This window comes from Pedococcus soli, assembly GCF_054782575.1.
Genome location: NZ_BAAGSF010000006.1, coordinates 895,274 through 907,812 on the forward strand (window position 1 = coordinate 895,274; position 12,539 = coordinate 907,812).

The 12,539-nt window shown below is 72.3% G+C and carries 11 protein-coding genes and 1 riboswitch; of the genes, 4 read left to right on the forward strand and 7 right to left on the reverse strand.

All coding sequences use genetic code 11. The features are described 5' to 3' along the window. Positions 1 to 3: 3 nt before the first annotated feature. Both ACYVKF_RS19500 and ACYVKF_RS19505 read left to right on the forward strand, forming a co-directional pair. Complete coding sequence (locus ACYVKF_RS19500; RefSeq protein WP_056914966.1) at positions 4 to 1,263, forward strand: DUF58 domain-containing protein; 1,260 nt, start codon at positions 4 to 6, stop codon at positions 1,261 to 1,263. After that, positions 1,260 to 3,659: a transglutaminase TgpA family protein gene (locus tag ACYVKF_RS19505; RefSeq protein ID WP_056914967.1), complete on the forward strand. Its 2,400-nt coding sequence runs from the start codon at positions 1,260 to 1,262 to the stop codon at positions 3,657 to 3,659. The genes ACYVKF_RS19500 and ACYVKF_RS19505 overlap by 4 nt, the downstream gene beginning before the upstream one ends. A gap of 57 nt (positions 3,660 to 3,716) precedes the next feature. Here ACYVKF_RS19505 and ACYVKF_RS19510 read toward each other — a convergent pair whose 3' ends face one another. From ACYVKF_RS19510 to ACYVKF_RS19540, 7 genes are all read right to left on the reverse strand, one after another. Then, entirely contained in the window at positions 3,717 to 4,508 is a 792-nt protein-coding gene (locus ACYVKF_RS19510; protein ID WP_460968636.1) for a hypothetical protein, read from the reverse strand. 268 nt (positions 4,509 to 4,776) lie between these two features. Next, complete coding sequence (locus tag ACYVKF_RS19515; protein WP_460968637.1) at positions 4,777 to 6,393, reverse strand: RNA polymerase sigma factor; 1,617 nt, start codon at positions 6,391 to 6,393, stop codon at positions 4,777 to 4,779. Between the two features lie 219 nt (positions 6,394 to 6,612). Continuing rightward, positions 6,613 to 7,014: a universal stress protein gene (locus tag ACYVKF_RS19520; protein ID WP_056914969.1), complete on the reverse strand. Its 402-nt coding sequence runs from the start codon at positions 7,012 to 7,014 to the stop codon at positions 6,613 to 6,615. 68 nt (positions 7,015 to 7,082) lie between these two features. Continuing rightward, a complete protein-coding gene (gene metX, locus ACYVKF_RS19525; protein ID WP_460968640.1) occupies positions 7,083 to 8,219 on the reverse strand; it encodes a homoserine O-acetyltransferase MetX in 1,137 nt (378 codons plus the stop codon). Between the two features lie 16 nt (positions 8,220 to 8,235). After that, positions 8,236 to 8,346: riboswitch (SAM riboswitch) on the reverse strand. Positions 8,347 to 8,429: 83 nt separating this feature from the next. Next, positions 8,430 to 9,551: a DUF4192 domain-containing protein gene (locus ACYVKF_RS19530; protein ID WP_460968642.1), complete on the reverse strand. Its 1,122-nt coding sequence runs from the start codon at positions 9,549 to 9,551 to the stop codon at positions 8,430 to 8,432. A gap of 189 nt (positions 9,552 to 9,740) precedes the next feature. Next, the gene (locus ACYVKF_RS19535; RefSeq protein WP_460968644.1) at positions 9,741 to 10,166 is read right to left on the reverse strand and encodes a YkvA family protein; all 426 of its coding nucleotides are present in this window, start codon (positions 10,164 to 10,166) and stop codon (positions 9,741 to 9,743) included. 116 nt (positions 10,167 to 10,282) lie between these two features. After that, positions 10,283 to 10,996: an EcsC family protein gene (locus ACYVKF_RS19540; RefSeq protein WP_369796176.1), complete on the reverse strand. Its 714-nt coding sequence runs from the start codon at positions 10,994 to 10,996 to the stop codon at positions 10,283 to 10,285. A gap of 119 nt (positions 10,997 to 11,115) precedes the next feature. Here ACYVKF_RS19540 and ACYVKF_RS19545 point away from each other — a divergent pair, with 119 nt between their 5' ends. Both ACYVKF_RS19545 and ACYVKF_RS19550 read left to right on the forward strand, forming a co-directional pair. Then, complete coding sequence (locus ACYVKF_RS19545) at positions 11,116 to 12,048, forward strand: sulfurtransferase (protein WP_056914972.1); 933 nt, start codon at positions 11,116 to 11,118, stop codon at positions 12,046 to 12,048. Continuing rightward, the gene (locus ACYVKF_RS19550) at positions 12,045 to 12,509 is read left to right on the forward strand and encodes a SufE family protein (RefSeq protein WP_460968647.1); all 465 of its coding nucleotides are present in this window, start codon (positions 12,045 to 12,047) and stop codon (positions 12,507 to 12,509) included. The genes ACYVKF_RS19545 and ACYVKF_RS19550 overlap by 4 nt, the downstream gene beginning before the upstream one ends. The last annotated feature ends 30 nt before the right edge of the window (positions 12,510 to 12,539 follow it).

Consider the following 12,539-nt stretch of genomic DNA (forward strand, 5'->3'; position numbering starts at 1 on the left):
GCCGTGCGCAGACTTCGCGACCTCCTCACCACCCGCGGGCGGGCGTTCGTCGCGGCGGGAATCACATTGGTGCTGTGCGGGATCGGGCTCGGGTTCACCGACCTGACCCGGATCGGCGTGCTGCTCGTCGCGCTCCCCCTGCTGAGCGGGCTGCTCATGCGACGGCACGACCTGCGGTTCGCGCTCGAGCGCACCGCGGTGCCCGGACGCATCCAGGTCGACGAGCAGTCGGTGGTCACCCTCGGCATCGAGAACGCCGGTGGCGCCGCGAGCCCGTTGCTCATGGCCGAGGAACAGCTCGACTACGCCCTCGGTGACCGACCCCGGTTCGTCGTCCCGCGCCTTCGTCGTGGTGACCGGCAGGAGATCCACTACACGGTGCGCTCCCACGTCCGGGGACGTCACCGCCTGGGTCCGCTCGGCGTCCGCCTCCGCGACCCGTTCGGGCTCAGCACCCGGGTCGCAGCGATCTCCGGTGCCAGTGACGTGCTCGTGCTGCCCCGCATCCTCCCCCTGGGCGGCGGGCTCCCGCCGGGCAGCGGTGTCGGTGCCGAGGGCGCCATACCCCACATGGTCGCCCTCCACGGCGAGGACGACGTCTCGATCCGCTCCTACCGTGACGGCGACGACCTGCGCCGCATCCACTGGCCGGCCACGGCCAAGACCGGTGAGCTCATGGTGCGCCAGGAGGACCGTCCGGCGCGCCGTCGTGCGGCGATCGTCCTCGACTCGCGCTCCCGCGGCCACCACGGGTCCGGCAGCTCGGGGTCGTTCGAGTACGCCGTGACCGCGTGCGCCTCGATCGCGGTCCACCTCCTCGACCAGGGGTATGCCGTGCACCTCGTCAGCGACGAGACCGCCGACGACAGCCGCGCCGCCACGGCGATGGAGGTCGACCCGCTGCTGGACGTCCTGGCCATGGCCGAGCCCGGCTCGGAGGACCAGTTCGCCGACGTGCTCCAGTCCGCCCACCCCGTCACCGCGTCCGGTGGCCTGGTCCTGGCCGTCGTGACCGACCTCGACGAGGAGGTGGCCCGCCAGGTCGCCTCGCTGCGCCAGCCGGGCGGCACCGCGCTGGCCATCGTGCTCGACCCGCACGGGTTCGGGGCGTCGCGGCGCCGACCCGGCGCTGCCTCCGAGCTCGCCTGCGTCCCGGTCCTGCGGGGCGCCGGGTGGGGGGTGGCGGTCGTGGGTTCCGGTGACGACCTCGCCTCCGTCTGGGGTGTCCTGTCCGGTGGGTCGGCGAGGGTGGGCGTCGCATGAGCCGCGGACGCGTTCCCGAGTCCCTGCTCGCCGGGGCGGCCTCCGCCGTCGTCGCCTGGCCGATCACGACGCTCTTCACCCCCAACACGTGGGTCCGGCCCACGCTCGCCGTGATCCTGGTGGTCGTGCTGACGGGCATCGCCGCCCGGATGCTCACGACGTCGTGGGTCCTCGTCGCACTCTCCCAGCTCGCCGGCATCGTCCTGGTCGCCAGCTGGCTCCACGGCCGCGGGCACCTCTGGTACGGCCTGCCCACGCCCGACATGGTCCTGGCGTTCAACAACCTGCTCGTGGACGCCCGGCTCACGGTGCAGAACTACGCAGCCCCCGCGCCCACCAACCGCGGCGTCACCCTCGGCATCGGCCTAGCCATCGGTGTGGCTGCCGTCATCGTCGACCACCTCGCCGTCATGCGTCGCTCCCCGGCGATGGCCGGCCTCCCCCTGCTCACCGCCTTCCTCATCTCGGCCTCCAACTCCGGCGAGTCGCTCAACCCGATGTACTTCGTCGCCGCCGGAGGCGTCTGGCTGCTGATGCTCGGTCGCCAGGGCATCTCCTCGTTGCGCCGGTGGAGCACCACGACCCCGATGAGCACGACCGGCCGCCGCTCCTCCGAGGACCACGACGGCGCCTACGGGTATGCCGCGGTGGGACGCACGCTGGCCGTGGCCGGCCTCGTCACCGCGGTCGCGCTCCCCGTCGTGATCCCCCACTTCCCCACGCGCTACCTCATCGACGGCCTGGGGCGGTCGAGCGACGCCGCCGGGTTCAGCGACGGCCAGATCGGCCTCAAGACGACCCTCGACCTCCAGCGCAGCCTCGGGAACCCGTCCAAGGCCCCGGTCCTGTCGTACACGACCAACGCCCCGATCCTCACGCCGCTGCGCGTCGGGGTGCTGGTCAACTACGCCAACGACGAGTGGCGACCCGACGACGCGGACGTGCGCTACACGCGCCGTCCCGACCTGCAGCTCCCGCCCGAGCTCGACGACAGCGTCCCGCGCGAGACCTACCGGATCTCGGTCGACGAGTCCCGCATCGAGGCACCCCAGATCGCGGCACCCACCCCGCTGGTCTCCGGTGACCTCGACGGCGTCGCGTGGGGCCTGGACCGCCAGACCTCCGTCGCGAGCGTAAACCGGACGGCCAGCTCGTACAGCTTCACCTACCTGGCCCTCAACCCCAGCGCGCAGACCCTCGACCAGGGCGTGCAGGGTGCGACCGGCGCGTTGCTGCCGCCCGAGCTGCAGGTCGACCCCGAGTCCGAGCCACTGGTGCGCGACCTCGTGGCCAAGGTCGTGCCCGAGGGCGCCAGCCGGATCGAGGCGGCCCGGGCGATCCAGAGCTACCTGCGGACCGGGGGCGGCTTCACCTACTCCCTCACCCTCCCGAAGACCGTGACCAACGAGTTCGGACAGTCCGAGGCGCCCGACCCGATCTCGTTGTTCCTGCGCAGCAAGGTCGGCTACTGCGTGCAGTTCGCCACCGCGATGGTGATGATGGCGCGCGAGAGCGGGATCCCTGCGCGCATGGCCATCGGCTTCCTGCCCGGGACGGCCGACCGCGGCACGTACACCGTGCGCGCCTCGGACGCGCACGCGTGGCCCGAGCTGTTCTTCGAGGGGGTCGGGTGGCTGCGCTTCGAACCCACGCCCTCGGGTACGCAGAACACCGTCGCACCGCCCTACTCGCTGGCTCCCACCACCCCCGACCCCACCAACCCCTCGTCGACGGCGAGCGGCAGCAGCTCGGTGTCGTCCAACACCCGGGTCGACGGCGCCAACGACCCCGGTGCCCAGGACCCGACGTCCACCTCGGGGTCCAACAGCGACAGCTCGTCGTTCCTCGGACAGCAGACCCGGACGGTGCTGCTGTGGGTGCTCCTCGCCCTGGTGGCCGGGATCCTCGGATCGCTGGCCGTGCCGCTGGCCGCACGCTCGCGGCTGCGCCGACGGCTCAAGGACGCCCCCGACGAGGCAACCCGGGTGGAGATCGAGTGGCAGGCCATGGTCGAACGCCTCGGCGACCTCGGCGTCATCCCCCCTCGGGGGAGCACCCCGCGGCAGGCCGGTCGGTTCTACCAGCGCGAGGCCTACCTCGAGGGTGAGCAGACCCAGGCGCTGCGCCGGGTCGTGGACGGCGTGGAACGGTCCCGGTACGCGCCCCCGGGCACGACGGTGACCGACGTGCGGCCCGACACCCACGAGGTCGTCAAGGCCGTCTCCGGGGTGCGCCGCCGCAAGGACCGGCTGCGGGCCGCGTGGTGGCCGAGCGAGGGCCTGCTCGAGTGGCGCGAGCGCCGCGAACGCGCCGCCCGGGTGGCGCGCACGCCGTGGGACCGCTGGCAGGAACGCCGCGCCGAGCGCCGGGCCGAAGCCCGGGGCGGCCGCAGCTAGGACCAGCGGCGGCCGCCGGAGCCCCGTGACGGACTCCCCCCTGCCTGCGGCGGGCGCTCAGGACCTCAGCTGGGACATCTGCAGCCAGCAGGACCAGTCGGCAGCGCTCGAACCCCACGCCTTCGCCGTGGTCGGGTAGGCCACCCAGCCCCCTCCCCGGCCGTACCTGGTCACCAGCGCGCGGCAGCCGGCGTCGGCGACCTTCTTCGCCGCGGCCTTCCCGGGAAACGCCCCGGTCGGCTTCTTGTGCTCCCCGAGCCAGACCCACTGCGCGGACCCCAGCTCGCACTTCTCCGGGCTGAACGCCTTGGCCGTGTGCGTCTGCGCGCACCGGCCCAGGAGGCTGGGAAGAGGGTTGGTCTTGCCCGTGAGCCGGCCGTTGAGGGAGCCGACCGTCCGGCTCAGTGTCTTGTGGTCCGGGGCCAGCCCGACCACGGCCACGCACGCGGTCCACCGGGCCCCTGCCGCGATCTGCTCCCGGGTGGGGAAGCGCCACGTCCGCAGGACCCCCAGCGGGACGGCACCGGAGTACCCGACCCAGGGGCGCAGGTTGGGACAGACCGCGTTCGGGTCGAGGCGCCCGAGCTGGGTGCGGTCCGCCGGGTCGGTCAGACCAGGTGGCAGCCCGACCACGGCGTAGACCTGGCCCTCGTGGGGAGTCCCGCAGTCGACCGCCGCGGCCTGAGCGAGATCGCTCACCGAGCTCATCTGCAGGCAGGCGTTGAGTGCCGGTGCCGGTGCCGGCGTCGGTGTCGGCGTCGTCCCGCCCCCCATGCTGCTCGAGCACCCGGTCAGCCCCAGGACGCCGAGCACCACCACCAGCGCCAGCCCTCGCCGCGATCGCCGCATGTGATCCCCCGCCCCTCCGGTCGCCACGTCCTAGCGGATCACCACGGTGGGGGCGCAGGCAATGACCCGATGTGACTAGGGGCCGAGGTGACCAGGGGCCGAGATGACCACGGGCCGAGGTGACCACGGGCCGCGGTGACCACGGGCCGCGGTGACCAGGGGCCGGGGTGACCACCCGACGCACAGTGGGACGCAGAAAGGTCAGGCGCCCGGTGGGGCGCCTGACCTTTCGAGGCCGAGCCGACGCCGGCGTCGGCGGCGGGTCTGCTCAGTCCAGGTAGTCGCGCAGGACCTGGGACCGGCTCGGGTGACGCAGCTTGCTCATCGTCTTGGACTCGATCTGGCGGATCCGCTCGCGGGTCACGCCGTAGACCTTGCCGATCTCGTCGAGCGTCTTGGGCTGGCCGTCGGTCAGGCCGAAGCGCATCGAGACCACTCCGGCCTCGCGCTCGGAGAGGGTGTCCAGCACCGAGTGCAGCTGCTCCTGCAGGAGCGTGAAGCTCACGGCGTCGGCCGGGACGACCGCCTCGGAGTCCTCGATGAGGTCACCGAACTCGCTGTCACCGTCCTCGCCGAGCGGCGTGTGCAGGGAGATGGGCTCGCGGCCGTACTTCTGGACCTCGACGACCTTCTCCGGGGTCATGTCGAGCTCCTTGGCGAGCTCCTCCGGGGTGGGCTCGCGCCCGAGGTCCTGGAGCATCTGGCGCTGCACCCGCGCCAGCTTGTTGATGACCTCGACCATGTGGACCGGGATGCGGATGGTGCGCGCCTGGTCGGCCATGGCGCGGGTGATGGCCTGACGGATCCACCACGTCGCGTACGTCGAGAACTTGTAGCCCTTGGTGTAGTCGAACTTCTCGACCGCACGGATCAGACCGAGGTTGCCCTCCTGGATCAGGTCCAGGAACAGCATGCCGCGACCGGTGTAGCGCTTGGCCAGCGAGACCACGAGGCGCAGGTTGGCCTCGAGGAGGTGGTTCTTGGCCTTCTTGCCGTCCTGGGCGATCCACCAGAGCTCACGCTTGAGCTTCATGTCGATCTTGTCGCCGGAGTTGAGCCGCTCCTCGGCGAACAGGCCGGCTTCGATGCGCTTGGCGAGCTCGACCTCCTGCTCGGCGTTGAGGAGGGCGACCTTGCCGATCTGCTTGAGGTAGTCCTTGACCGGGTCGGCGGTGGCGCCGGCGGTCACGACCTGCTGGACCGGGGCGTCGTCCTCGTCGTCGTCGCGCAGGACGAAGCCCGAGGAGGACTCCTCCTCGTCGCTGTCCTTCTTCTTGTCGTCGGTCTCGTCCTCGATGACGACGTCCTCGAGCTCGGCCTCGACGACATCGGTCGGCTCGGCGTCCGCGAGCTCCTCGCCGTCGACGACCGGCGCGTCGTCCTTGCCGGCAGCGGCCTTGGCCGTCTTCGCGGTCTTCGCCGCAGCCTTCTTGGCCGCGGGCTTGACCGGCTCGGCAGCGGCCGCAGCCGCCTTCTTCGTGGTCGTCGCCTTGGCCGCAGCCTTGGTGGCGGGCTTGGCAGCGGTCTTGGTCGCCGTCTTCGCGGTGTCGTCGGCCGCGGCAGGCTTGGCTGCCGCCTTGGTCGTCTTCGCGGCCGCCTTCTTGGCGGGCGCGGTCGCGGTGCGACGGGTCGTCGTCGCAGCAACGGCACGCGAGGCGGTGGCGGCGTCCAGGGTCACGGTGATGCCCTGCTCGTCCAGCGAACGCAGCACCACCTTCATCCGCTTCGGCGGGACCTCGGCGCCCTCGAGCGCCTCACGCAGCGCGCCGCTGTCGACCGAGCCGTTGGTGCGGCCCTGCATGAGCAGCTGCTGCAGGGCTGGATGGGTGAACTCGGTGGGGAGAGACGGTGCGGGGCTCGCAGCCTTCTTGGACACAGGCGACACGGACTACCTTTCGTCGCGGGATCGCGGCACGGCGCACGCCATCACGGGCATGGCGGGGCATGCCTACGACAACAACTGCGGGGGCGGAAGTATTGCCGAGACCGGGCGGGAGTGCCCTGCGCGACCTCGTTCCAGACATTGTAAAACGAGAAGGCGCTCATTCCCGCATTCGTGCACGAATTCGGGCCGTTCGCGGCCCGATCGCGTCGTTCGTGGCGCCTACGCGTCGGCCTTGACCGCCAGGACCGGGCAGGACGCGTCGAGCAGGATGCGCTGCGCGTTCGACCCGAGGATGAGCTTCCCGACCGGGGTGCGTCGACGCAGCCCGATGACGATGAACTCGGCGTGCTCCTCCTCCGCGACGGCGATCAGGTCCTCGGCGGGTTCGTTGCCCCGGACCAGCTGGCGCACCTCGTGCACCAGCCCCTGGTCGTCGAGCTGGCCCTGGATCCGCGAGAGCTCGGCCTCGAACCGCTGGGCCTCGTCGCTGTCGTAGTCCCGGCCTCCACGGTTGGAGTTGATGACGATGAGCTTGGACTTGCGCAGCAGCGCCTCGTCCGCCGCGCGTCGTAGCGCCGCTCGCCCTTCCTTCGTCGGGACATACCCCACAACGATGGCCACGGGAACCTCCTCGTTCGTCGACAGCTGCGGCAGTGGCCGCGCGGCCGACGCTACCGGAAATCACCCGGTCAGGCAGGGTCCCCGAGAACCCGCACCACGATGGCACCGACCTGCTCCAGCTCGATGAGGAAACCGTCGTGGCCGTAGTCGGAGTGGACGGTGTGGACGACCGCACCCGGGACGGCGTCCGCGATCTCGTGGGACAGGCGCGGCGGGTAGAGCCGGTCGGAGTCGACCGCCACCACGACGACGTCCGCCGTGATGCGGGCCAGCGCGGCCTCGACACCGCCCCGCCCCCGGCCGACGTCGTGGGAGTTCATGGCCTCGGTCAGGACGACGTAGGAGTTGGCGTCGAACCGGCCCGCGAGCTTGCCGGCGTGGTGGTCGAGGTAGGACTCCACCGCGTAGCGCCCCCTCCCCCCGAGCGGGTCCTCCTCACCCTGCGCCGAGCGGCCGAAGCGCTCGTGGAGCTCGATCTCGCTGCGGTAGGTGACGTGGGCGATGCGCCGGGCGATGCCGAGTCCGGTGTCGGGCCCGGTCTCCTGGTCGTAGTAGTCGCCGCCGTGGAAGTGCGGGTCGCTGCGGATCGCGAGCAGCTGGGCCTGGCACCAGGCGATCTGCTCGGCCGACGCGTAGGCCGTGCTGGCCAGCACCAGCGCGGAGGCCACGCGGTCGGGATGGGTCACCGCCCACTCGAGGGCGCGCATCCCTCCCATCGACCCGCCGAGCACCAGGTGCCACCTCTCGACGCCGACGCGGTCGGCGAGCAGGGCCTCGACCCGCACCTGGTCCCGCACGGTCACGAACGGGAAGCGGCTCCCCCAAGGGCGCCCGTCGGGAGCCGGTGAGGCGGGGCCGGTGCTCCCCTGGCAGCCGCCGAGCACGTTGACGGCCACGACGAAGAAGCGGTCCGTGTCCAGCGGGCGGCCCGGGCCGATGAGGCCGTCCCACCAACCAGGGGTCGGGTGGCCCGGCCCGGCCACCCCGGTCACGTGACTGTCTCCAGTGAGGGCGTGCTCGACCAGGATCGCGTTGTCACGGTTGGCGTTGAGCTCCCCCCACGACTCGTAGGCGAGGGTGACGTCGGGCAGCACCCCGCCGCGTTCGAGCTCGACCGCGCCGAGGGCGACGAACCGCCGGTCACCCACCGGGTCCCCGGGACGCCAGGCCCCGGTCGTCGTCGGGGGTCGGGAGGTGGTCGTCATGAGGGTGCTCCTGTGGCCATCGCGCTTGCCGCCCAGGACAGGGCCGGCCGGGTCCTCACCCGGGGCACCCCACCGCGAGGAGGGTTGCCGCCCAGCAAGCCGGGGCTTGGTGCTGGGACTCATGACCTGCCGACCATCATACGAGCCGCGCGTCGAGGTGTCCGGCCCGTCCGGACACTGGACCGGAGGGAGGAGGACGACCTCGTCCGGTCAGGCCGACAGGCCTCCGGGCACGGAGCCGAACCCGTGTCGCGGCGGGGGTTCGGCCGCCGGCCGGGAGCGCACCCCGAGGTCGACCATGCGTTCCAGCAGGCGGGCGAGCCGGTACCCCGGGTGGTGCTGGAGGGCGCGGTCGAGCGCGACGCGGGTCAGCGCCCCGTCCCCCAACCACCAGGCGAGGTTGGCGAGCACCGTGAGGACGGCGGCGCAGTCATCGTCCGGCACCGCGCGGGCGACGGCCTGCAGCCGGGACAGGACCCGGCGTCCTCCCACGGCAGCACGCTCTCCCCCACCCTGCAGCCAGGCCGGCTCAGGGAGGCAGCTGTGCAGGGCGTCGACGAGGTCGACCGACAGCGCGTCGAACGGCAGCGTGCCCGGACAGACCCAGGCGATGACGGCGTCGCGCAGCTCCACGTCCCGCAGACCTGCGACGAGGAGGGCCACCTCTTCGGGGCCCAGCTCGAACGCACCGCGGAACTGGTCCGCGCCGGCGACATCGAGGACCTTGGCCCAGGTGGCGAGGTGCCTGAGCCGGTGGACGGCGACCGCACGCCCGCCGAAGGAACGGCCATCGGCGCGTGCCCCGAGGTCCTCGAGCACGGCGGCCACCGCCGGCGTCCGGGACGGGTCGGCGGCGACGAGCTGCGCCAGCGACTCCCTGCCGGGCAGGGGGGCGACCCCTAGGGCGACGAACTGCGCCACGGCCGGGACGGCCCGCGGGACGTCCTGCTCGTGGCCGACGCTCGGGCAGCAGCCGCGGTCGCAGTCGGGGGCGTACCACCGGCCATCCCGGACGACGAGGCGGTCGAGGACCGGGACGTCGGCCGCGACGAGGGCGTCCCGGACCGCGTCGGCGAGCGGGAGCGCGTCGCCCGGTCGTGACTCGTACCCGACGAGCAGCACCCCGTCGGGCTCCTCCCTCAGCAGCGGTGGCACCAGGGCCGTGCAGGCGTCCTCCACGGCGTCCTGCGGTGGCAGGTCGATCCGCTCCACGAGACCGATCTGGCGCTCACGCAGGGCGATCGCGACGAGGGACTCGCTGGGGTGGTACCCGAGCTGGTAGGGCAGGACGGCAAGGACGTCGGCGGGTCCGGCGAGACGGATCGGTTCCATGGCCACCACGGTGGTGGGCCGGACGCCGAGGACCCAGGGCGTCCGGGGCGGCCTGTGGACACCCCGTCGGGTGACCACCACCTGTGGACGGACGACCCGGGGGGGCGGCGAGCCCGCGCGATCGACGAGCCACCTCGGTCGACCAGTCACCCCAGTCGCCGAACGACTGCCGTCAGCCGCCCACCGCGGTCACCGGACGACGTGCCCCGGCACCGTGCGACCCTGCTGCCGGCTCGAGCCGTACGGCTCCTCCTGGGCCGCGGCATACCCGTCGGCGGGGTGGGCCGTCCCCCGGACGGTGCGCTCCCACCGCAGGTAGCCCTCGGTCTCGTTGATGAAGGCCGCGGCGAGCCACGACACGACGACGGCGTCGTCGGCGAGGCCCAGGACGGACAGGAACGCCTCGGGCACGAGGTCGATCGGCGACACGACGTAGGCAACCGCTGCAGCGATCATGAGCAGGCGTCCACGGGTGCTGCCCCGGTACTCCCCCCGGAAGGTCGCGCGCAGCAGGCGCGGGAGGCTGGCGAACCGCTCCCCCAACCCGGGCGAACCGGGGCGCAGGGCGGTGCGCAGGGCGGTGGCGATGGTGCGGAAGGCTCCGAGGCGGTTCACGGCCATGTCGTCTCCAGGGGTGTCAGCGGTGCTGGTCGGTGGGACGGACGGCACGGGCGCCGACCGCGCCCGAACACGGGTCCCAACGAGTCGTGCGGGCCAGACATTCCCGGCCGTCAGAGCCCGGTCGCGCGCTTCGGGAACTCGTGGCGCGCGTGGTCGGCGATCCGCTTGAGGAGGTAGGTGTCCAGGCCGGCGCCGACGACGCCGCCGAGCACCGGGACCCCCTTGCCGAACCGCGTCAGCGTCTTCTTGCCGGCCGTCGACAGCAACCGGAAGCCGACCGCCTTGTTGACGACCATCAGGGCCGGGCCGGGAAGTCGTTGCGCCGCAAGGTTCGACAGCCGCCCGGTCGACATCACGCCGGCCTTCTTGAGCAGGTCGTCGGCGTCAGCGCCGACGAGGGTCAGCAGGACGGCGGAGCGGATCTCCGGCTGCTTGATGTCGTACCCGCGCAGCGACGCGATGGAGGCGACCATGCGGGTGGCGACGAGGTAGAACTCGACGACGTTGGCCGGCAGGGCGACCGGGAGGGTGATGAACCCGCCGAGCCCGGTCACGAACCCGCCCGCCGCGGCGAGCTTGAGGTGTCCGCGCACCACCGCGTCGACGGCGTCCTCGGCGTCGGGACGCTCCGCACGCTTGACGTCGGCGATCTTCTGCGCGGAGTCGAACGGCCCCTTGCCGTCGATCCCGACGTCCAGGAGGTTCTCGACGAGCCCGGTGACGGCGCCGGTGAACATCCCCGTGTCCTCCTTGCCGGCCCTGGCCTGCTCGAGTGCAGGAACCTTCGCCCCAGACCCGTCCTTGCCCAACCCGAGGAAAGCCACGCTGTACTCCCTGTCGTCGTCCGTCCGGGTCTGCGAACCCGTGCCCTGCGACCGCTGGCGCGGGCGTCCCGACCATCCTGCCACGCAGTCCCGGGACCAGCAGGTTTAGCCTTGGGAGCATGGCCGACCACACCGAGTCCACCCCCACCACGTCCACCACCGAGTCCGCCTTCGCCGCGTACGCGCACCCCGAGCGGCTGGTCAGCACGCAGTGGCTGGCCGAGCAGGTCGAGGCCGGGAAGGTCGGCGGGCCCGACGGCATCGTCGTCCTCGAGTCCGACGAGGACGTGCTCCTCTACGACACCGGCCACATCCCCGGGTCGCTGAAGCTCGACTGGCACCAGGACCTCAACGACGCCGTGGTGCGCGACTACGTCGACGCCGAGCAGTTCGCCGCCGTCATGTCGGCGCGAGGCATCTCCCGCGACACCACGGTCGTCGTCTACGGCGACAAGAACAACTGGTGGGCGGCCTACGCCCTGTGGGTGATGAGCCTGTTCGGCCACGAGGACGTGCGCCTGCTCGACGGCGGCCGCGCCAAGTGGGTCGCCGAGGGCCGCGAGCTCACCAAGGACGTGCCGCAGGTCGCGCCGCTGACCGGCGACGCGGCATACCCGGTCGTCGAGCGCGACGACACTCCGATCCGCGCGTTCAAGGAGGACGTCCTCGCCCACCTCGGTGGTGCGCTGGTCGACGTCCGCTCCCCCGGCGAGTTCAGCGGCGAGCTGCTGCACATGCCCGACTACCCGCAGGAGGGGGCCATGCGCGGCGGTCACATCCCGGGTGCGCGCTCGGTGCCGTGGGCGCGGGCGGCCAACGAGGACGGGACCTTTAAGTCCCGCGAGGACCTCGAGGCCATCTACCTCACCGAGCAGGGCCTGTCCCCCGCCGATGCCACGATCGCCTACTGCCGCATCGGGGAACGCTCCTCGCACACGTGGTTCGTCCTCACCCACCTGCTCGGCTTCGGGCAGGTCCGCAACTACGACGGCTCGTGGACCGAGTGGGGCAACTCGGTCCGCGTCCCGGTCGAGCAGGGCGCGCCGAAGTGACCGACACCGTCGACCTCCCGCCGGCGATGCGTGAGGTCGCCGACGACTTCGCCGAGCTCACCGCGAACGAACGGCTCCAGCTGCTGCTGGAGTTCAGCGAGGGCCTGCCCGAGCTGCCCGAGCGGTATGCCGGGTCGCTCGACTCGATGGAGCAGGTGCACGAGTGCCAGTCGCCGATCTTCCTCGCCGTCGAGGTCGACGACGAGCCGGCGGACCGCCCGGGCGACCGGCCCGTGCACCTGTTCTTCTCCGCCCCGCCGGAGGCGCCCACGACCCGCGGGTTCGCGGGGATCCTCCACGAGGGCCTCGACGGGCTGACCGTCGCCGAGGTGCTCGCCGTCCCCGAGGCTGCGCCGTACCAGTTCTCGCTCGGCGAGGCGGTGTCCCCGCTGCGGCTGCGTGGCATGGTGGGGATGCTGAGCCGCATCAAGCGGCAGGTGGCGCTGAAGTCCCAGTCCTAGCAACGGTTTCCGACTCCGAGTCCGAACTCC